Source organism: Sphingomonas sp. BL-S-28 (assembly GCF_055521515.1).
Genome location: NZ_CM145484.1, coordinates 1128984 through 1148514 on the forward strand (window position 1 = coordinate 1128984; position 19531 = coordinate 1148514).

The window sequence follows — 19531 nt, forward strand, 5'->3', positions numbered from 1 at the left end:
TAATGCGTTCAATCCTCCTTACCGCCGCCGTCGTTTCCGGGCTCGTTTCCGGAGCGGCTGCGGCGGCCTCTCCTCCGCTCCTCCCGCTTCCGGCGAAAGTCCTGCCGCAGCAGGGGCGGTTCGATTTCCGACATGCCCGCGTTGCCGCGACAGACAGCGGTGAACGGGCGGCGGCGAGCCGGCTGGCACTTCTCCTCCGCCAGACGCGCTCGCCGCAGCTGATTTCCTCATCCGAGGGCGACATTCGCTTTCGCCGCAACGGCGCGATCGCGGGTGAGGAAGCCTATCGGCTGACGGTGACATCGGGGGATGTCACCGTCGAAGCCGCCACCGACGCCGGGCTGTTCTACGGCGCGGAAACGCTCTGGCAGCTGATCGCCGCGTCGAAGGACGGCACGATCGAGGCCATGGTGATCGACGATGCCCCCGCCTTCGCCTGGCGCGGGCTGATGCTCGATTCCGCCCGTCATTTCCAGCCGCCCGCTTTCGTGAAGGCGCTGATCGACCGCATGGCGGCCGAAAAGCTCAACGTGCTGCACTGGCATCTGGTCGACGATCAGGGCTGGCGCATCCCGATCGACAAGTACCCGCGCCTGATCGAGATCGGGGCATGGCGCCGTCCGGCGGGCGCCGCAGGCACCGACGCGGCGGGCAATCCCTTGCGTTACGGCGGATTCTATACGAAGGCCGAGATCCGCGAGATCGTAGCCTACGCAGCCGAACGCCATATCACCATCGTGCCCGAGATCGAGATGCCCGGCCACGCCACGGCGGCCATTGCCGCCTATCCGGCGCTGGCGGCGGCAGCGGATCCGGTGAAGGTGCCGGGCGCCGACTGGGGCGTCTACGAGAACCTGTTCAACACCGAGGATTCGACCTTCACCTTCCTGCAGAACGTGCTGGACGAGGTGATCGAACTGTTCCCCTCCACCTACATCCATGTCGGCGGGGACGAGGCGGTGAAAGTCCAGTGGATCGCCGATCCGCGCGCGCAAGCCCGGATCAAGGCGCTCGGCCTGAAGAACGAGGCAGAGCTGCAAGGCTGGTTCATCGCCCGCATCGGCGACTACCTCGCCACCAAGGGCCGCAAGATCGTCGGCTGGGACGAGATTCTCGAAGGGCATGTGCCGCCTTCGGCCACGGTCATGTCGTGGCACGGCATCGACGGGGGCATCGTCGCGGCCAAGGCCGGGCACGACGCGGTGCTTTCGCCGTCGCCCGAATTCTATCTGGATCACATGCAGTCGATGTCCGCCGACGAGCCTTCGAGCCGGGGCGAGGTGATCGACTGGAAGAAGTTCTACGAAACCCCGGTCGTGCCTCATGGCCTGACCGATGCGGAGCGCGCGCATATCCTGGGTGTTCAGGCGAACCTCTGGACCGAGCACATGCGCACGACGGACATCATGGAGCGCCAGATGTGGCCGCGCGCCGCGATGCTGGCTGAAATCGCCTGGACTTCGGGCGACCGCCGCCAATGGGACGAGTTCGCCACGCGTCTGCCCGCCGAACTGGCGCGTGAGAAGGTGCTGGGCATCGGCTACAACCACACGCCGTTGCAGGCGCTGGGCATGTTCACCAGTGCCGGCGACAAGATCGCGGTGTCGCTGGAGCAGCCGGTGAAGGCGGGCACGCTGCATTACACCACCGATGGCAGCGCGCCGCTGGCCACTTCGCCCGCCTATGACGCGCCGCTGACGCTGGCGCCCGGTACGGTTCTGCGCACTCGCAGCTTCATCGGCACCGAGCCTTTCGGCGAAGAGAAGAGCTGGACGCTCGCCGCCGCGATGACGCGCACGCGCAGTGCGTCGCAGCTCGAACTCTGCACCCGCTCCGTGCCGCTGCGGCCTGAGGACGATGCGGAGACGAACGGCAAGCGCCGCGTGTTCTGGGGCGACATCTTCCATCCCTGCTGGATCTGGCGCGGCGCTCCGCTCGCGGGGATCAAAGGGCTGACTGCCGAAGTCGGGCAAGTGCCGTTTAACTACCAGATCGGCCCCGACCTCGCGAAAGTCGTGTTCGACAAGCCCGAGACCAAGGCGGGCGAACTGCTCGTCCGGCTCGACGCTGCCGATGGCCCCATCGTGGCCCGCGTGCCGCTGGGCAAGGCAGCCGAGAACCCCGGTGTCAGCACGCTCACGGCGATTCTTCCGGCGCAGGCCGGCCCGCATGACCTCTACTTCAGCTTTGCGCAGCCCGGTCCCGATCCGCTCTGGATGCTCGACCGCCTGACGCTGGACCCCGTGCAATGACGCTTACCATCGCCAGCCCGCTTTCGGGTTGGGCCACGCCGCTTTCCGAGGTGCCCGATCCCGTCTTCGCGGAAGGCATGATGGGACAGGGCATCGCGGTCGATCCCGCCGAGGGCCGTCTTGTCGCGCCGGGCGCGGGGCGGGTGGTATCGGTCCATCCGGCGGGCCATGCGGTGACGCTGGAACTCGATGCCGGGCCGGTGCTGCTGATGCATATCGGGCTCGATACCGTGGGCCTTGGCGGCGCGGGCTTCACGCCCAATGTTGCCGACGGTGAGCGTGTCGAGGCCGGCCAGTTGCTGATCGAGTTCGATCTCGACCGCCTTGCCCGCACCGCGCGCAGTCTGGTGACGCCGGTGATCGTCACCAATGGCGAGGCTTTTGCGTTTGTCGAGGGCAAGGCGGATCGCGAGATCGCTGCGGGCGAAGCGCTGATGACTCTCGAATCCTGCGGCGTGGCCTTGGCGGCTGTCGCGATCGACGCGGCGCCGCTCGCCAGCCGTTCGCTCCTGCTGCCGCTGGCGCACGGCCTCCATGCCCGTCCTGCCGCGCGGTTGGCCAAGCTGGCGGGACAATACGCCTGCACGCTCGAAATGGTCGCCGCCGATGGCCGCGTGGCTTCGGCACGCAGTGCGGTCGCCATGCTGGCGCTGGGCCTCAGCCATGGCGAGACATTGACCCTGCGCGGCAGCGATACCGCTGCCATCGACGCGCTTGCGGACCTGATCGAGAGCGGCATGGGCGAACATCGTCCGGTCGCGGTTGGCGAGCCTGCCCCGGAAACCGTTGAACCCGCGCTGGCCCCGCTGGCCGAAGGCGAGGCCCTTGCGGCCGTTACCGCCGTTCCCGGTGCGGCCATCGGATCGGCGGTCTGGCTGGCCGATCCGCTCTCTACCCTTCCCGAAACAGCCGGTTCGCGGGAGGTCGAGAACGCTGCTCTTGATCGGGCCATCGCCCAGATCCGCGCCAGCCTCGACAATGCGGCCGAGGGTGAAGGGCAGGCGGCACAGATCGCTGCTGCGCATCTCGTCCTGCTCGACGATCCCGAATTGCTCGATACGGCGCGCACCCGCATTGGGGGCGGGCTTCCGGCGGGCAAGGCGTGGATCGCTGCGGTAGAGGGCTACATGGCCCAATTGCGCCTCTCGCCCGATCCGCGCCTGCGAGAGCGGGTGGACGATCTTGCCGACCTTGCCCGCCGCGTTGCGCTGGCGAGCGCCGGGATCGACGAAGCCCCGGCCCTGCCGCCGCCCGGCGCAATCCTGCTGGCGGACGATCTCTATCCCTCGCAGCTGATGGCCTTGGCGAATGCCGGGCTTGGCGGCGTGGTCACCGTCCACGGCGGCGCGACCTCGCACGTGGCGATCATCGCAGCGGGCATGGGCGTGCCGATGCTGGCGGCGGCGGGCGAGCGCCTGAAGTCGATCCCGCAAGGCGCCGCACTGCTGCTTGAAAAGGGGGCACTGACTCACGCCCCCGAGGTGAGCGCGCTCACCGCTGCGCAGGCGCGGATCGAAGGCGCGCGTGGCCGCCGCGCCGCCGCCGTGGCTTACGCGCATGAGCCCGCGATTACCCGCGATGGCACCCGGATCGAGGTGTTCGCCAACCTCGCCTCCGCCACCGATGCCCGCGCGGCCGTCGCCGCCGGGGCTGAGGGTTGCGGACTGCTACGCACCGAATTCCTGTTCCTCGATCGCGCCGAAGCCCCCTCGCTGGCCGAACAGCGCGAGACTTATTCCGAGATCGCCGCCGCACTCGAAGGTCGCCCGCTGGTCGTGCGCACGCTCGACATCGGTGCCGACAAGCCGGCGCCCTATCTGCCGATGACCGGTGAGGAAAACCCGGCGCTGGGCCTGCGCGGCATCCGTCTGCAACTGGCGACGCCGGGCCTGCTCGATGCGCAATTGCGCGCGCTGGTGACCATGGAGGCGCAAGGCCCGGTGCAGATCATGCTGCCGATGGTCAGCGACCTCTCCGAACTGCGCGCCACACGCGCCGTGCTGGAGCGGATTGCCGCCGAAGAGGGGCGTCCGTGTCCCGAACTCGGCATCATGATCGAAACGCCCGCTGCCGCGCTGCACGCCGGGGCATTGGCGGCGGAGGCCGACTTCTTCTCGATCGGCAGCAACGATCTGGCTCAGTATACGCTGGCGCGCGACCGCACGAACCCGCATGTCGCGGCCGGGCTGGATGCACTGCACCCGGCGATCCTGCATCTGATCGAAGCCACCGTGACCGGCGCCGCGCGCCATGGCCGCTGGACCGGCCTGTGCGGCGGGCTGGGCGCCGATCCCGACGCGGTGCCGCTGCTGGTCGGCCTTGGCGTGAGCGAACTTTCGGTTTCCGCTGCGTCGATCGCCGAAACCAAGGCGCTGGTGCGTACGCTCGATCTCGCCCGTTGCCGCGCTTTGGCAGAACGGGCGCTGGAATCGCCCGATGCCGCCGCGGTGCACGCGATGGTCCGTGAAGTCGTGGAGGAAGTGGCATGAAGCTCTCGCTGCAATCGCTCCAGCCGCTGGGCCGCGCGCTGATGCTGCCGATCGCGGTGCTGCCGATCGCCGGGCTGCTGCTGCGTCTTGGCCAGCCCGACCTGCTGGCCCTGCCGTTCGTGGCAGCGGCGGGCGCGGCGATCTTCGACAACCTTGGCCTGCTGTTCGCGCTGGGCATTGCCGTAGGCATTGCGCGCGATTCCAACGGTGCGGCGGGGCTGGCGGGCCTCGTCTGCTTCCTTGTCGCCAGCAAGGGCGCCGAGACGCTGCTGGTGGTGCCGCATGATGTGGCGGCAGGCCTTGCCGCCGACGCGTGGCGGGCCAAGGCCATTGCCAAGCTTTCGGTGCCGATCGGCATCATCTCCGGCCTGATCGCGGGCGCGTTCTACAACCGCTACGCCACGATCCGCCTGCCCGAATACCTCGCCTTCTTCGGCGGGCGTCGGTTCGTGCCGATCCTCTCGGGGCTGGCTGGGCTGTTGCTAGCCGCATTGGTCGGCTATGGTTTCGCGCCGATCACCGGCGGCATGGATCTGGTCAGCAACGGCGTCGTCCACGCGGGGGTGCTGGGGCTGTTCGCCTACGGTGTGCTCAACCGCCTGCTGATCGTTACCGGCCTGCACCACGTGATTAACAATGTGGCGTGGTTCATCATCGGCGACTTCCACGGCACCACCGGCGATCTCAATCGCTTCTTCGCGGGCGATCCCACTGCCGGCAGCTTCATGTCGGGCTTCTTCCCGGTGATGATGTTCGGCCTGCCCGCCGCCTGTCTTGCGATGTACCACGCGGCCAAGCCGGAGCGGCGCAAGGCCGTGGGCGGCATGTTCCTCTCCATGGCGCTAACCGCGTTCCTGACGGGCGTGACCGAGCCCATCGAGTTCACCTTCATGTTCCTGGCGCCGCTGCTCTACGCGATGCACACGGTGATGACCGGCGTGGCTATGGCGCTGATGGACCTGCTGCACGTGAAGCTGGGCTTCGGCTTCTCGGCAGGCCTGCTGGACTATGTGCTGAACTTCTCGAAGGCCACCAATCCGCTGCTGCTGTTGCCGATCGGCGCGGGCTATTCGCTGCTCTATTACGCCTCGTTCCGCTGGGCCATCGCGCGGTTCGACATCAAGACGCCGGGCCGCGAGGATGAACCGGTGGGCGAGGAACTGGGTTCCATCGCCCCTGCCGAGGGCGGACGCGGTGCGGCCTTCGTCGCGGCCTTGGGCGGTGCCGGCAATCTTGCCGAGATCGGCGCCTGCACCACGCGCTTGCGCCTGCGCCTGCACGATAGCGAGGCGGTGGATGAGCCGCGCCTCAAGGCCCTAGGCGCGCGCGGGCTGATCCGCCCTGCGCCGGGCGCGCTGCAAGTCGTCGTCGGCCCCATCGCCGACGATGTGGCGAGCGAAATGCGCGAGGCGGCGGGGCCGCTGCGTGCGGCGGCACCGGTCGCGACCAAGACCGAAGCGGCTTCCGCGGTAAACGCTGCGCCGTGGCTGGCCGCGCTGGGCGGCAGGGGCAATGTCACGGCAGCGGGTTCGGCCTCAAGCCGCGTTTGGATCGATCTGGCGGATACGGACGCCGTCGATGAGGCCGCGCTTCGGCGCCTTGGCGCCCGCATGGTGGTGAGAGCGCCGGGCGGCGTTCAGTTGATCGTCGGGTCGCTGGCGCCGTCGCTGGCCTCGGGACTGTCCGAAGCCGCATAGCCGCCCCGCGCGACGGCGTCGGCCAGGACCGGCAGCACCGGCGCCAGTTCGCGTGCGTAGCCCTTCCACCGGCCGATCGAGCGGCGGTTGAGCGGCTCCTGCACTTGCGCATAGCTGGGCGTCGGCGCGTGGCGGCCCAGCGTGTGGAAGGACAGTTGCGCCGGTTCCGCATCGAGGCCCAGCCACGCCATCAGCTCGCCGGTTTCCTCTTCCTGATCGGCCACGAAGTGTTCGTAGCCGAGTTCGTGGACAGGGACCGGCAGCGTGTCGATCCAGTGGCCGGTCAGCGCTTCCATCCGCGCATAGTGCAGGGCCAGATCCTCGATCCGGTAACCGCAGGCGAAGCCATGGGTGAAATCATGGCTCATGGCGGAGATCATCACGTCGCGCGGATCGCGGGAGACCACCACGACCGGCGACTGCGGGAAGGCCAGTTGCAGCAGCGGCAGGTACAGCTCGTTCAGCGGCATCTTGTCGCTAAAGAACATCGCCCCTTCGCGCAGCAGGCCGTAGCGTTCGGCACGGGCGAGGTAATGGTCGCGCAGCTGCGTTCCCAGCGTTTCGCGCTGCTCCTCCGTCACCGCGTCGGGATGGCGAGGGAAGGCGCCTGCCGTCAAGGCGGCGGCTTTCTCGGCCAGTTCGCGGCCGAATGGCAGTTCGCCGCCCGCGCGCACTTGCGAATGGCTGGCCAGCACCTGTTCGGTCAGGGTGGTGCCTGAACGCGGGAAGCCCAGCACGAAGACCGGCTGCGGCACGCCCTTGCGGCGCGGTGCCGGGGTATATTCGGCAAAGCGATCGGTGGTGAACCAGTCCTGCCATTGCCGGACCAATTCGCCCACCGCGCGGGCCGGATACGTGCGGCTGGCGGCAGCGGCCAGTGCCGCCTTGCCGGCCACGAAATCCTCCCATGCTTCCGCCCTGCGTCCCGCCCGGTCGCGCAGGCGCCCGCGCAGCAGCAGTGCCGCGCCGGACGGGGCGGTTTCGGCCTCCAGCATGGAGAGGCCCTTTTCCCAGCCATCGGTGCGCGCCAGCAAGGTGACGCGTTGCAGCGTGACGTCGGTTCCCTGCCGCAGCGCCAGTACCTCGGCCCGGTCGAGCAGGGCGGCGGCACGGTCGAAGCGACCGGCCTGTTCCTCCAGTTCGGCCAGCCACGCCAGCGGCGGCAGCGCCTCCGGCATGGCCCGCGCGGCGTCGGCCAGAAGCGGAGCCGCCTCGTCCAGCCGCCCCTGGCGCTGGAGATTGCGGCCCAGATTGGCGAGTAGCTGGGGGTGGCGCCCGGCCACGCCGATCGCGGATTCTAGGTGCTCGGCACCTTCCACCAGTTCCTCGCGCTCGCTCAGCAGGTTCCCCAGGCGCATATGCGCGTTGGCATTGCCGGGTTGCTCGGTCAGCGTTTCGCGCAGCGTGGTTTCGGCGTCGTGAAGCCGGCCGGTGTCATGCAGCCACTCGGCCAGATCGTCGCGCGGCCACGCCCGATCGGGGGCCAGCGCGATGGCTTCGCGCAGCAGCGCCTCGAAGCGGTCGCCCATTCCGCGCGCCTTGGCACAGAGTGCGAGAACTTCCACCGCGTCCAGCGCGAGCGCGGGCTGCGTGCGCGCCGATTGGGCGAGCGTCTCGGCCCGGTCGAGATCGCCCGAGGATAGCGCGCTGCGCGCGGCGGTAATGGTCTGCGGATCGGCGGACATGCGCCAGCTTAGTGCCCTTGCGCGCGGCGGAGTCAACCGGACTTTACGGCTGGTTCCAGTGCGGTAGCGCCGAATAGCGCTGCCACGAGTTCCGGCGCGGACGCGAAGTAGAGATGCATGTAGCTGGCCGTCAGCGAACCGTGGCGAAATACCCGCTCTCCGGGCCGGCCATCGGGGGTGATGGCGCGGGCAATCGGCTCCAGCGCGGTATCGAGCGTGGAGTAGTGGAAGGTGTGTCCACGCACCGTTTGCCCGTCGATTTCCGCCTGCTGCATGCCCAGCGCGGCAAGGCGGGGCTGCATCGCCGCGCGGGCCGGCAGCAGGCCCAGCAGATGGGCGCGGCCTTGGCCGTCCTTGCCATCGTCCAGCGTTTCGCAGGCGTAGAGCATCCCCCCGCATTCGGCCAGAATCGGCCGGCCGGCGGCATGGTGCGCGCGAATCGCGGCAAGCATCGCTGCGTTCGCGGCGAGACGATGCCTGTGCAGTTCCGGATAGCCGCCGGGCAGCCAGAGCGCGTCGCAGTCCGGCAATTCGCTGTCGGCCAGCGGAGAGAAGAAGGCGATCCGTGCGCCGGCACCTTCGAGCATCGCCAGATTGGCAGGGTAGATGAAGGAGAAGGCCGCATCGCGGGCGACGGCGATAGTGCGGCCCGCCAGCGTTGCTGCGGAGGCATCAATGGCGCAAGCCGGGAAATCCACGGGAGCCGGCAGCCATAGCGCGCTTTCGGGCAGTAGGTCCGCCGCCCGGTCCAGCCGCGCGGCGAGATCGCCCACTTCGCCGGCCTGCACAAGGCCGAGGTGCCGCTCCGGCAGGCTAATCGCGGTGTCGCGTGCCATTGCGCCAAGCCAGCGCACGCCGGGGGGCACGCCCTGTTCCAGCATCTCCGCATGGCGCGGGCTGCCCACGCGATTCGCCAGCACGGCGGCCACCGTCACGTCCGGGCGGTAGCTGGCAAGGCCGTGGACCAGCGCACCGAAAGTCTGCGCCATGGCCGAACCGTCGATCACCGCCAGCACCGGCACGCCGAACCGGCGGGCGAGGTCTGCTGCGGAAGGATCGCCGTCGAACAGACCCATCACCCCTTCGATCAGGATCAGGTCGGCCTCTTGCGCGGCTTCGTGCAGCAGGGCGTGGCATTGCGCCTCACCCACCATGAAGAGGTCCAACTGATGCACCGGGGCGCCGCTGGCGGCTTCGAGCACCATGGGGTCCAGAAAGTCCGGCCCGCATTTGAACAGGCGCACGCGCCGCCCTTCGCGGGCGTGGCGGCGGGCGAGGGCGGCCGTGACCAGTGTCTTGCCCTGGCCCGATGCGGGCGCGGCGACCAGCAGCGCCGGGCAGCTGGTCATCGGCTGCGCTGGAGGCGCAAATCGGGACGCGCGCTCACCACCAGTGCCCAGAGCGCGGCGGCAACACCGGCCCACAGCAGCGTGGCCAGCAGGTTGCCGGGGAAATAGCGAACGATGCGCGGCAGGAATCCGGCCAGCGTCGGATCCGCAAAGCGGCCGCCAAGGAAGTAGAACCCGCCGCTCGTCAGCAGGTGCGAGGTGAATGTGGCGGCGACCAGCAGCGCGGCGATCGCGGGCAGGGCGGCAAGGCGATCTCCCCAGCGGGTGGCGGCGAAACGGCCGGCGAACCACAGCACGGCGTGCCCCGGCAGCAGCATCCAGTAGGCGGGCGTGAAGCAGAAGCCCGAACCGCCCAGCACCCGGATTACCACCACGTCAATCGCGAAACCGAGCGTGAACAGCGCGGCGAAGGCGGAAATGCGGCGCACGAAGAAGCCCAGCACGAAGAAGCTGGCAAGGTCTGTATCGGGCAAATGGACCAGGTGGCTCAGCGAATGGCTGCGCGTCACCAGCATGAGCGCGGCCAGCGCGGCGAACACGTAAAGGTCAAGGCGGGCGAAGGCAGGTTTGGCGGCGGCGTTCATGGGCAATGGTCTCCCGGCAAAATGGAAGGAAGGCGCGTGCACGAAAGGTCCCGGGGCGATATCGCCGGGGCGAGTGGATCAGCGGATCGGTGTCATTTCGTACAGGCTCCCTTCGACACGACATGCGGCTTGTCGTCTCGCCAAGGCGGTTCCCGCGATGGAACCCCGCCCCGTCCGCCCGGTACATCCCGCCCGCGCGAAGGATCGACAGCGAAGGGCCGGTTTCCTGACTTGCCGGATCGTCGCGCCTTTCCGCCGCCTTCTCGGATGCCTTTCGGCCCAATGGCATATGGCGGGGCGCATCCCCGGCTACAGTTGCGGGAGCAGTGCCGGCCTGCCGCGAACGTCGCCGCGGCCCCGGGCTTCCCGATTAAGCCCTTTCGGGCACCCCTTGCGCCGCCCCGCCTATGGCACTTTGCGCAAGGGCGCAAGCGTCGCACACTTGCCAGCCGGCTTCCCGCACGATAGTTGCCGCGCCGCGACAGGTTCCCCGCAAGGGGATCAAAAGGGAACACAGGTGTAAGACCTGGGCTGCCCCTGCAACTGTAAGCGGCGAGCCGTTCGGCCATTTCGCCATTGGGGGCCAAGCCATTGAAACCGGCGCAATTCCCGAGAAGGCGGCTGAACCGGCACCGACCCGCGAGCCAGGAGACCTGCCCGTCGCAGTCGTTCTTCGTCCGGACAGGGTGTGCCGGGTGAACGGGGGGATTTCCTCGCGCAACGACAGCCACTGCTCCGCCGGACCAGCGCCGGCGCGGGGTACGCCGTCCGAGCGCCCGGCAGCGATGCCGAGCGCGCGCCCGCGTGTTCTTCGTGCCGCTGCCTTTGGCTGGAGCTTCGACGACTGTATCGAAGGAAATGCCATGAAGTACCCCATTCTCACCGCCGCCAGCCCGCTTGCGCTGGCACTCGTCTCCATCGCCGTCCCCACCGTCGCCCGGGCTGCGGATGCCGCCGATGCCGGAGCTGATTCGGGCGCCGGTGCAGGAGGAGACGGCATCGTCGTCACCGCGCTGCGTACCCCGGTGGAGGCCGACCGCGTCGCCCAGACGATCACCGTGCTTGACGATGCGCAGATCACCGCCGCCCAGCCGATCGCCGTGACCGACGTGCTGCTGCGCACGCCCGGCATCAGTCTTTCGCGCAACGGCGGTTATGGCACCACCACCAGTGTGCGCATTCGCGGCGCGGACGCGGGGCAGAGCGTGATGGTGATCGACGGGATGCGCCTGTCCGACGCTTCCTCCACCGCCGGCGGCTACGGATTTTCCACGCTCTTCACCGACGATATCGATCGGATCGAGATCCTGCGCGGCCCGCAGTCGATCCTGTGGGGCAGCGATGCCATCGGCGGCGTCATCAATGTGACCACCCGCAAGCCCACCAAGCCGCTGGAAGGCAATTTCGCGGTGGAAGCGGGCACGCATGACACCGTATCCGCCCGCGCCGGGATCGGCGGCACGTCGGACGCGATCGACTGGCGCGTCTCCGCATCGCGCTTCACCACCGACGGCATTTCGGCGCGCGACACCGGCACAGAGGATGACGGCTTCACCCGCACTTCGGCCAACGGCACGATGACGTTCCGCGTGGCGCCCGGCGTATCGCTCGATCTGCGGGGATACTGGTCCAACTCGCGCAATGAATTCGACGGCACTGCGGGCGATTCGCAGGCCTATGGCCGGACCGAGGAATGGTCGGGCTATGCCGGGCTGAACTTCGCGCTGCTGGACGGCAAGCTGGTCAACCGCGTGGCGGTGACGCAGACCGAGACAGACCGCGCGAACTACGATCCCACGCGCAATATCCGCCAGATCACTTTCGACGCGCATGGCCGCGTGCGCCGTTACGAATATCAGGGTACCTACAGCTTCTCAGAGGCCGTGCAGGCCGTGTTCGGCGCCGAGCGCGAGGAGCAGCGCATGACCACCGCGTCCCCCACCAACAGCACCACGCCCTATACCCCCACGCCGTACAAGGTGGACACGAACAGCGTCTACGGCGAGCTGCGGGTTACGCCGGTGACCGGGCTGACCGTGAACGGCGGCGCACGGTACGATCACCAGTCGCGCTTCGGCGGCAACACGGTGTTCAGCGCCGGCGCGGCTTACACGCCGAACGAAGGCAAGACGGTGCTTCGTGCCAGCTACGACCAGGGGTACAAGGCGCCTTCGCTCTACCAGATGTTCAGCGACTATGGCGTGGCTAACCTCAAGCCCGAAAAGGCCAAGGGCTGGCAAGTGGGCGCCGAGCAGAGCCTGGGCGAACTGCTCCATGTCTCCGCCACCTGGTTCCAGCGCAATACCGACAATCTGATCGACTTTGCCTATTGCCCCACCAGCGGCACCTTGCCCGACATCTGCTATGTGCCGGGCACCGATACCACGCGCTTCGGCTACTACGCCAATGTCCGCAAGGCCCATGCGCAAGGTCTGGAACTGGCGGCATCGGCCAAGTGGAAGGTGCTGTTCCTGGACGGCAACTACAGCCTGATCGAAGCGGAAGACCGCACGCCGGACAGCAGCACGTATGGCCGCCAGCTGCAGCGCGTGCCGCGTCATCTCGCCAATATCGAGGGCGGCGTGGATCTGCCGCAGGGCATCCGCGCCAGCCTGGCCGCGCGCTATTCGGGTGAAAGCTACAATGCCGCCACCGGCACTGCCAAGCTGGACGATTACTGGCTGCTGGATCTGCGCGCGCAGTGGCAGGTGATGCCCGGGCTGATGCTGCAGGGCCGGATCGAGAACCTGACCGACAAGGACTATGAGACGGTAGCCGGCTATAGCCAGCTTGGCCGAACGGTCTACTTCGGCATCCGGAGCCAGTTCTGATGCTGCGCGCCGTCGCGCCGGGGCCATCCGTGGTCGTGTGCAACACCTGCCGTCTTTCGGCAGAAGCGCGCGAGGACGACGGCGGTCGGCGCGGCGGCGCCTTGCTGGCAGAGGCCATGCGCGAAGTGCAGGCCGCCGATCCGGAATTGCAGGGCGTGGCCGTTCAGGAAACGGCCTGCCTGTTCGCCTGCCAGCGCCATTGCACCGTGCACATCCGCGCGCCGGGCAAGGTCGGCTATGTGCTGGGCGATTTCACGCCCGGTGAAGAGGCTGCGCGCGCCGTGCTGGAATATGCCGCGCGCCATGCGGCCAGCGAAGAGGGGCAGGTGCCCTATCGACAGTGGCCGGATGGCGTGAAGGGCCATTTCATCACGCGCACCCCGCCAGAGGGATTTATCTGCACATGACCATGTTCGCCGATCGCGCCGCTTTCGCCGCCGCGCTTGCACAGCTTCGCGCGCCCGATGCCGCTGCCGTCGCCGCGGCCGAGGGCCGGCAGGCGGTACTGACCAAGCCGGCCGGTTCGCTGGGCCGGCTGGAGGAGATCGCGGTGTTCATGGCCGGCTGGCAGGGCCGCGAAAAGCCGCGCGCGGACCGGATCGGCGCGGTGGTCTTCGCGGGCAATCACGGCGTCGCCGCGCGCGGGGTCAGCGCCTATCCGCCCGAAGTGACGCACCAGATGGTCGCCAACTTCCTAGCGGGCGGGGCGGCGATCAATGCCTTGACGCAGGCCTGCGGCGCTGAACTGTCTGTCGTTCCCATCGACCTCGACCGGCCGACCGGTGACATCACCGCCGAACCGGCGATGAGCGAGGCCGAATGCCTGGAGGCGCTGAACATCGGCGCGGCATCGGTGCTACCCGGTCTGGACCTGCTGTTCGTGGGCGAGATGGGCATCGGCAACACCACGCCCGCAGCCGCGCTTTGCGCACAAGTCTTCGGCGGGGCCGCGCGGGACTGGACCGGGCGCGGCACCGGGGTCGACGATCAGGGCGTGGCGCGCAAGGCCGATGCCGTGGCGGCGGCACTGGCGCTGCACGGCGCCGCCTGCACCGACGCGTTCGAAACCCTGCGCCGCCTCGGCGGGCGCGAGATCGCGGCGATGGCCGGCGCCGTTCTGGCAGCGCGGCATCACGGAATTCCGGTGTTGCTGGACGGGTTCATCTGCTGCGCCGCAGTGGCACCGCTGCAGGCGGACAATGCGGGCGCGCTGGATCACTGCATCGCCGCGCATTGCTCGGCCGAAGGCGGGCATGTGCGCCTGCTGGAAAAGCTGGGGCTGGATCCGCTGCTGCATCTGGGCATGCGTCTGGGTGAGGGATCGGGCGCGGCGGTGGCGGCGCAGATCGTGCGCTCGGCCCTGGCCGCCCATGCCGGAATGGCGACGTTTGCGGAGGCGGCGGTCGCCGGGAAAGACGCCGCGTGAACGGCATCCTGCTGCACCTGATGCGCCATGGCGAGCCCAGCGAGCCAGGGCTGCTGCTCGGCCATCGTGACGATCTGCCGCTGCCATCGGGCACGGCGCGCTGCGTGGTACGGGCCGAAAAGCTGGAATTCGCGCAAGTCCTCAGTTCCGACCTGTCGCGCGCGCGCATTCCGGCGCGCCAGATCGCGGCGCTGCGCAAGCTGACGCATCAGGCCGACCGGCGCTGGCGCGAACTCGATTTCGGTGCGTGGGACGGGCTGGCGCCCGATGCGCTCGATCCGGCGGTGCAGGCGCGGTTCTGGGACGATCCCGACGCTTGCGCCCCGCCGGGCGGAGAGCGCTGGTCGCAATTGCGCGCGCGTGTTTCGGACGCGCTGCTCGGCATCCAGCGCTCCAGCCTTGTCATCACCCACGGCGGCACCATGCGCGCGGCGCTTTCGGTGCTGTTCGGCTTCGATCACCGGCAGGTATGGGCGTTCGAGCTGGGCTATGGCGCGGTGCTGAGCCTGCGCCTCTGGCCGGAGACGGGCGGGCGCCTTCCCTCCGCCCAGATCGTCGCGCTGGAGAGGAATCAGGGATGATCCGGCAGATCGTCCTTGCCCTGCAGTTCATGACGCGGCTGCCATTGCCGATGGTGCGTGCGGACGAGGACGATTTTGCCAAGTCGATCCGCTGGTTTCCACTGACCGGGCTGGTGGTGGGCGCGGCGGTGGCCGGCGCATGGTGGCTGGGCGCACGCCTCGGCGCAGATTGGGTTGCCGCGCTGGTGGGGCTGCTGGCCTGGGTCGGTATGACCGGGGCGCTCCACCTCGACGGACTGGGCGATATCGCCGATGCATCCGGCGCGGCGCACAAGGACCGCGAGCGGGTTTCCGCCGTGCTGGCCGATCCGCACATCGGCAGCTTCGGCGTGGTCGCCATCGTGCTGCAACTGCTATCGAAGCTGGTGCTGCTTCACGCGCTGGGTCTTGGGCAGGTGTGGGCATTGCTGCTGGTGCCAGTGCTCGCGCGGATCGGGCCGCTGGCGTGGACTTTGGCGCTGCCGCCGCTGCACGAAGGGCTGGGCACGCGGTTCCGCCGCGCGGTGGGCTGGCCCCATGTTGCCGCTTGGAGCGTGCTGGCGGCCGTGGCCGGACTGTTCGTGGCGCCGCCGCTGCTTGTGCTGTTTCTGGTCGTGCCGCTCTGGGCGGGCTGGCTGGGCAAACGCATCGGCGGCATTTCCGGCGATGGCCACGGCGCCGGCATCGAACTGGTCGAAACCGCGCTGCTGGCCGCTCTGGTGGCGCTGTCATGATCGCCCGTTTCCTCCACCATGGCGGACGGGTGGACGAAGCGGCGCGGCTGTTCGGCGGAGCGCCCGCGGACTGGCTGGACCTTTCGACCGGGCTGAACCCGCGTCCATGGCCGATCCCGCAGGAGCTGACGCCGGACTGGCACGCCTTGCCCGATCCCGATGCGCTGACGCGGCTGGAGGCAACGGCGGCGCGGCATTTCGGCGTCGATCCGGCGCTGTGCTGCGCGGTGCCGGGCAGCGAGACGGCGCTGCGCCTGCTGGCGCGGATACTCGACCTGCCGGGCCGGGCGCTGGTGCCCTGCTATCGCAGCCATGTGGAGGCTTTCGCACTGTCCCGGCCGATCGAGTTCGATGACGCGCCGGGGGCGGGCGAAGTCGTCGTGATGGCCAATCCCAACAATCCCGATGGCGCTCTGCGCGCGCCGGATCAGGTGCTGGACTGGGCAGGCCGGATCGCCCGGCACGGTGGCTGGTTGATCGTCGATGAGGCCTTTGCCGATTGCCATGACGGCATGAGCGTCGCCTCGGCCGTCCACCCGGAAGGCCGCCTAATCGTGCTGCGCTCCTTCGGGAAGTTCTTCGGGCTTGCCGGATTGCGGCTCGGATTTGTGCTGGCGCCGCCTGCAATCCTCACCGCTTTGCGCGATGTCATGGGCAGCTGGCCGATCCACACCGCCGCGCTTGAAATCGGTGCGGCTGCCTATGCCGATGCCGGCTGGATTGCATCGACGCGGGACGGCTTGCCCCTTCGCGCGGCGGCGCTGGATGCCGTGCTGCGCCGTCACGGTCTCGAACCGCAGGGCGCATGTCCGCTGTTCCGTCTCGTCACCGGCTGCGCGGCGGAGACCATTTTCGAACGCCTTGCCCGCGGCCACATTCTGGTGCGGCCTTTCGCATCCGATCCCGGCTGGCTGCGCTTAGGGGTTCCCGCCGATGGCGCAGCGCTGGCCCGGCTCGACGCCGCATTAGGCGCCAAATCGAGCGATGGCTGAGCCGATCGCTTTCGCCGCGCTGGCGCTGGACGCCGCGTTCGGCTGGCCATCGTGGCTCTATGCGCGGATCGGGCATCCGGTCGGCCTCTTCGCCCGGATCATCAGCGGGTGCGAGCGTGCATTGAATCGTCCGCAATGGCCGGCGGCCGTGCGGCGCGGAGCCGGGCTGGCGGCGATGCTATTGTTGATTGCGGCCGTTGCAGCGGCCTGTCTTGCGATCACGGTGGGCGTCCGCGCCGGGACGGGATGCCTGGCTTGGGCCGTGTTGTCGCTGCTGGCCTGGCCCGCGCTGGCCGCGCGTAGTCTGGACGATCACGTCCGCCCGGTGCTGGCCGCGCTGGAGGGCGGAGACCTGCCCCGCGCCCGCCGCGCCGTGGGCATGATCGTCGGGCGCGAGACGGGGGAACTGGATGAAGCCGGCGTGGCCCGCGCCGCCATCGAAAGTCTGGCCGAAAGCTTCTGCGATGGCGTCGCCGCGCCGCTGTTCTGGCTGCTGGTCGGCGGATTGCCGGGCGTCTGGGCCTACAAGGCGATCAACACGGCCGACAGTCTGATCGGCCATCCCGAGGAACCGCTGCGCGCCTATGGCTGGGCGGCGGCGCGGATCGACGATCTGGCGAACCTGATCCCGGCGCGGCTGGCGGGCGTGCTGCTCTGCCTTGCCGGCGGGCGCGGCTGGCGGGTACTGGCGCGCGATCATGGCCGCCATGCCTCGCCCAATGCTGGCTGGCCCGAAGCGGCCATGGCCGGCGCGCTGGGCGTGCGACTGGCGGGCCCGGTGGTCTACGACGGCGAACTTGCGAACAAGCCGTGGATCGGGGAGGAGGGCCGCGATGCCGGCGCGGCGGATGTGCGGCGGGCGTTGACGATCTATCGGCGGGCTTGCGCGCTGCTTGGGCTGGTTGCGGCGGGAATCGCAGTGTTGGGAGTATCATGGCTGGCTTGATGTTGCAGGGAACCGGCTCGGACGTCGGCAAATCGGTCATGGTGGCGGGGCTGTGCCGCGCGCTCGCCAACCGGGGGCTGCGCGTCTTGCCGTTCAAGCCGCAGAACATGTCCAACAATGCCGCCGTCACGCCAGAAGGCGGCGAGATCGGCCGCGCGCAGGCACTTCAGGCGCTGGCCGCGCGCGTGCCGCTGCATGTCGATATGAACCCGGTGCTGCTGAAGCCGCAGGCGGATCGCACGTCGCAGCTCGTGGTCCATGGGCAAGTGCGCGGCACTCTGGGAAGCGCCAATTTCCGCGAGGCGCGCCGCACGCTGTTGCCCGAAGTCATGGCCAGCTATCGCCGGCTGGAAGCGCAGTGCGATCTTGTGGTGGTGGAAGGCGCCGGCTCCCCGGCGGAGATCAACTTGCGCGCGGGGGACATCGCCAACATGGGCTTCGCGCGTGAAGCCGATGTGCCGGTGGTGCTGATCGGCGATATCGATCGCGGCGGGGTGATCGCCTCGCTGGTGGGCACCCGCGCGGTGATCGAGCCGGAGGATGCCGCGCAAATCCGGGGCTTCCTGATCAACAAGTTTCGCGGCGATCCGGCGCTATTCGCCGATGGCTATGCCGCGATCGAGCAGCGTTCCGGCTGGCGCGGCTATGGCGTGCTGCCGTGGCAGAGCGCGGTCGGCCGCCTGCCCAGCGAGGATGCCGTGGTGCTGGAACGCGGGCTGGGAGGCGGTTCGGGCAAGTTGCTGGTCGCCTGCCCGATCCTACCGCGCATCGCCAATTTCGACGATCTCGACCCGTTGCGGCAGGAATCCGGTGTGGAAGTGGCGATGATTCCGCCCGGCACACCGATCCCCGCCGAAGCCGCGCTGATCGTGTTGCCCGGCTCCAAGGCGACTTTGGCGGACCTTGCCTTCATGCGGGCCGAGGGCTGGGATATCGACGTGCTGGCGCACCACCGGCGCGGCGGCATGATCCTGGGCATCTGCGGCGGCTTTCAGATGCTGGGCCGCCGTATTGCCGATCCGCTGGGGATCGAGGGCGCGCCGGGCGAAATGCCGGGTCTGGGCCTGCTCGACGTGACGACCGTGCTGGGCGAACGCAAGGCCCTGCGCGAGGTTTCGGGCACGGCTTTTGGGGTGAACCTAACCGGCTATGAGATGCACCTAGGCATCACTGAACGGCGCAGAGGCGCCCCCTTCGCCATGCTGGAGGGCGACCGACCTGACGGCGCGATCGATCCCACCGGGCGGGTGATCGGAACCTATTGCCACGGCCTGCTCGCCTCCACCGATCTGCGCGCCGAACTGCTCGCCCGCCTCGGCATCGCCAGCGACCGCCGCGACCATCATGCCGAAGTCGATGCCGCGCTGGACGAACTCGCCGCCGCGATGGAAGAGCACCTCGACATCGATGGCCTACTCGCGCTGACGGAGTATCGCGCATGACCAGCACTTTCGTTCTCGGCGGCGCGCGTTCGGGCAAGAGCCGCCATGCGCAGGGCCTGATCGAGGCGTTTCCCGGCCGGCTGGTCTATGTCGCCACCGGTCAGGCGCTCGATGACGAGATGGATGCGCGGATCGCCCGCCACCGCGAGGAGAGGGGGCCGCGCTGGTTCACGCTGGAGGCGCCGCTGGACCTTGTGGGCGGCATCGCCCGCGCAGCGGCGGAGGCCGATGCCGTGCTGGTCGATTGCCTGACGCTCTGGCTGTCCAACCTGATGCTGGCCGAAGTGCCGCTGCCGCCGCAGTTCGAGGCGCTGTGCAGCGCGATCGCCGATTGCCCGGTGCCGCTGGCGCTGGTTTCCAACGAAGTCGGGTTGGGGCTCGTGCCCGAAACGCCGCTGGGCCGCGCGTTTCGTGATGAGGCGGGGCGGCTGAACCAGCAGGTTGCGGCGGTGGCGGACAGAGTCCTTTTTGTCGCTGCCGGGCTGCCGCTGCGCCTGAAGTAGCGCATAAAAAAGGGGCCGCCTGCGGACAGGCGGCCCCCTCA

General features: G+C 68.9%; 15 protein-coding genes and 2 riboswitches. Of the genes, 12 read left to right on the forward strand and 3 right to left on the reverse strand.

The features are described 5' to 3' along the window. Window positions 1-2: 2 nt before the first annotated feature. The 3 genes from ACZ1JC_RS14120 to nagE are packed head-to-tail and all read left to right on the forward strand — an operon-like array spanning window position 3 to window position 6438. Window positions 3-2252, forward strand: coding sequence for a family 20 glycosylhydrolase (locus ACZ1JC_RS14120; protein WP_465136258.1), 2250 nt, complete (start codon window positions 3-5; stop codon window positions 2250-2252). Then, complete coding sequence (ptsP, locus tag ACZ1JC_RS14125) at window positions 2249-4741, forward strand: phosphoenolpyruvate--protein phosphotransferase (RefSeq protein WP_465136257.1); 2493 nt, start codon at window positions 2249-2251, stop codon at window positions 4739-4741. Before ACZ1JC_RS14120 ends, ptsP begins: the two co-directional genes overlap by 4 nt. Beyond that, window positions 4738-6438, forward strand: coding sequence for an N-acetylglucosamine-specific PTS transporter subunit IIBC (gene nagE, locus ACZ1JC_RS14130; RefSeq protein ID WP_465136256.1), 1701 nt, complete (start codon window positions 4738-4740; stop codon window positions 6436-6438). The genes ptsP and nagE overlap by 4 nt, the downstream gene beginning before the upstream one ends. Here nagE and ACZ1JC_RS14135 read toward each other — a convergent pair. Genes ACZ1JC_RS14135 through ACZ1JC_RS14145 form a run of 3 tightly spaced genes read right to left on the reverse strand, consistent with a single transcriptional unit; the run spans window position 6378 to window position 10056 of the window. Continuing rightward, the gene (locus ACZ1JC_RS14135) at window positions 6378-8123 is read right to left on the reverse strand and encodes a tetratricopeptide repeat-containing sulfotransferase family protein (protein ID WP_465136255.1); all 1746 of its coding nucleotides are present in this window, start codon (window positions 8121-8123) and stop codon (window positions 6378-6380) included. The genes nagE and ACZ1JC_RS14135 overlap by 61 nt on opposite strands. A gap of 32 nt (window positions 8124-8155) precedes the next feature. Continuing rightward, entirely contained in the window at window positions 8156-9472 is a 1317-nt protein-coding gene (locus ACZ1JC_RS14140; RefSeq protein WP_465136254.1) for a cobyrinate a,c-diamide synthase, read from the reverse strand. Next, window positions 9469-10056: a hypothetical protein gene (locus ACZ1JC_RS14145; RefSeq protein WP_465136253.1), complete on the reverse strand. Its 588-nt coding sequence runs from the start codon at window positions 10054-10056 to the stop codon at window positions 9469-9471. The genes ACZ1JC_RS14140 and ACZ1JC_RS14145 overlap by 4 nt, the downstream gene beginning before the upstream one ends. A gap of 199 nt (window positions 10057-10255) precedes the next feature. Further along, a riboswitch (cobalamin riboswitch) is annotated at window positions 10256-10465 on the reverse strand. Window positions 10466-10522: 57 nt separating this feature from the next. Next, window positions 10523-10731: riboswitch (cobalamin riboswitch) on the forward strand. 188 nt (window positions 10732-10919) lie between these two features. Here ACZ1JC_RS14145 and ACZ1JC_RS14150 point away from each other — a divergent pair. From ACZ1JC_RS14150 to cobU, 9 genes are read left to right on the forward strand one after another with little or no spacing between them, the layout of a single operon-like run. Then, window positions 10920-12887, forward strand: coding sequence for a TonB-dependent receptor plug domain-containing protein (locus ACZ1JC_RS14150; protein ID WP_465136252.1), 1968 nt, complete (start codon window positions 10920-10922; stop codon window positions 12885-12887). Next, entirely contained in the window at window positions 12887-13294 is a 408-nt protein-coding gene (locus ACZ1JC_RS14155) for a DUF1636 domain-containing protein (protein WP_465136251.1), read from the forward strand. Before ACZ1JC_RS14150 ends, ACZ1JC_RS14155 begins: the two co-directional genes overlap by 1 nt. Next, on the forward strand, window positions 13291-14313 hold the full coding sequence (gene cobT / locus ACZ1JC_RS14160; RefSeq protein ID WP_465136250.1) for a nicotinate-nucleotide--dimethylbenzimidazole phosphoribosyltransferase: 1023 nt from the start codon (window positions 13291-13293) through the stop codon (window positions 14311-14313). Before ACZ1JC_RS14155 ends, cobT begins: the two co-directional genes overlap by 4 nt. After that, window positions 14310-14894, forward strand: a complete 585-nt coding sequence (locus tag ACZ1JC_RS14165; protein ID WP_465136249.1) for a histidine phosphatase family protein — start codon at window positions 14310-14312, stop codon at window positions 14892-14894. The genes cobT and ACZ1JC_RS14165 overlap by 4 nt, the downstream gene beginning before the upstream one ends. Then, on the forward strand, window positions 14894-15607 hold the full coding sequence (cobS, locus tag ACZ1JC_RS14170; RefSeq protein ID WP_465138594.1) for an adenosylcobinamide-GDP ribazoletransferase: 714 nt from the start codon (window positions 14894-14896) through the stop codon (window positions 15605-15607). The genes ACZ1JC_RS14165 and cobS overlap by 1 nt, the downstream gene beginning before the upstream one ends. After that, the gene (locus ACZ1JC_RS14175) at window positions 15604-16599 is read left to right on the forward strand and encodes a threonine-phosphate decarboxylase (RefSeq protein ID WP_465136248.1); all 996 of its coding nucleotides are present in this window, start codon (window positions 15604-15606) and stop codon (window positions 16597-16599) included. The genes cobS and ACZ1JC_RS14175 overlap by 4 nt, the downstream gene beginning before the upstream one ends. Further along, entirely contained in the window at window positions 16592-17545 is a 954-nt protein-coding gene (gene cbiB, locus ACZ1JC_RS14180; RefSeq protein ID WP_465136247.1) for an adenosylcobinamide-phosphate synthase CbiB, read from the forward strand. The genes ACZ1JC_RS14175 and cbiB overlap by 8 nt, the downstream gene beginning before the upstream one ends. Next, complete coding sequence (locus ACZ1JC_RS14185) at window positions 17533-18987, forward strand: cobyric acid synthase (RefSeq protein WP_465136246.1); 1455 nt, start codon at window positions 17533-17535, stop codon at window positions 18985-18987. The genes cbiB and ACZ1JC_RS14185 overlap by 13 nt, the downstream gene beginning before the upstream one ends. Further along, the gene (gene cobU / locus ACZ1JC_RS14190; protein ID WP_465136245.1) at window positions 18984-19490 is read left to right on the forward strand and encodes a bifunctional adenosylcobinamide kinase/adenosylcobinamide-phosphate guanylyltransferase; all 507 of its coding nucleotides are present in this window, start codon (window positions 18984-18986) and stop codon (window positions 19488-19490) included. Before ACZ1JC_RS14185 ends, cobU begins: the two co-directional genes overlap by 4 nt. Window positions 19491-19531: the final 41 nt, after the last annotated feature.

Coding starts and splice junctions, on each gene's coding strand:
- cobU (WP_465136245.1), top strand. CDS start 18,984: ATGACCAGCACTTTCGTTCTCGGCGGCGCGCGTTCGGGCAAGAGCCGC.
- ACZ1JC_RS14155 (WP_465136251.1), top strand. CDS start 12,887: ATGCTGCGCGCCGTCGCGCCGGGGCCATCCGTGGTCGTGTGCAACACC.
- ACZ1JC_RS14135 (WP_465136255.1), bottom strand. CDS start 8,123: ATGTCCGCCGATCCGCAGACCATTACCGCCGCGCGCAGCGCGCTATCC.
- ACZ1JC_RS14120 (WP_465136258.1), top strand. CDS start 3: ATGCGTTCAATCCTCCTTACCGCCGCCGTCGTTTCCGGGCTCGTTTCC.
- ptsP (WP_465136257.1), top strand. CDS start 2,249: ATGACGCTTACCATCGCCAGCCCGCTTTCGGGTTGGGCCACGCCGCTT.
- ACZ1JC_RS14150 (WP_465136252.1), top strand. CDS start 10,920: ATGAAGTACCCCATTCTCACCGCCGCCAGCCCGCTTGCGCTGGCACTC.
- ACZ1JC_RS14185 (WP_465136246.1), top strand. CDS start 17,533: ATGGCTGGCTTGATGTTGCAGGGAACCGGCTCGGACGTCGGCAAATCG.
- cbiB (WP_465136247.1), top strand. CDS start 16,592: ATGGCTGAGCCGATCGCTTTCGCCGCGCTGGCGCTGGACGCCGCGTTC.
- ACZ1JC_RS14175 (WP_465136248.1), top strand. CDS start 15,604: ATGATCGCCCGTTTCCTCCACCATGGCGGACGGGTGGACGAAGCGGCG.
- cobT (WP_465136250.1), top strand. CDS start 13,291: ATGACCATGTTCGCCGATCGCGCCGCTTTCGCCGCCGCGCTTGCACAG.
- ACZ1JC_RS14145 (WP_465136253.1), bottom strand. CDS start 10,056: ATGAACGCCGCCGCCAAACCTGCCTTCGCCCGCCTTGACCTTTACGTG.
- ACZ1JC_RS14140 (WP_465136254.1), bottom strand. CDS start 9,472: ATGACCAGCTGCCCGGCGCTGCTGGTCGCCGCGCCCGCATCGGGCCAG.
- nagE (WP_465136256.1), top strand. CDS start 4,738: ATGAAGCTCTCGCTGCAATCGCTCCAGCCGCTGGGCCGCGCGCTGATG.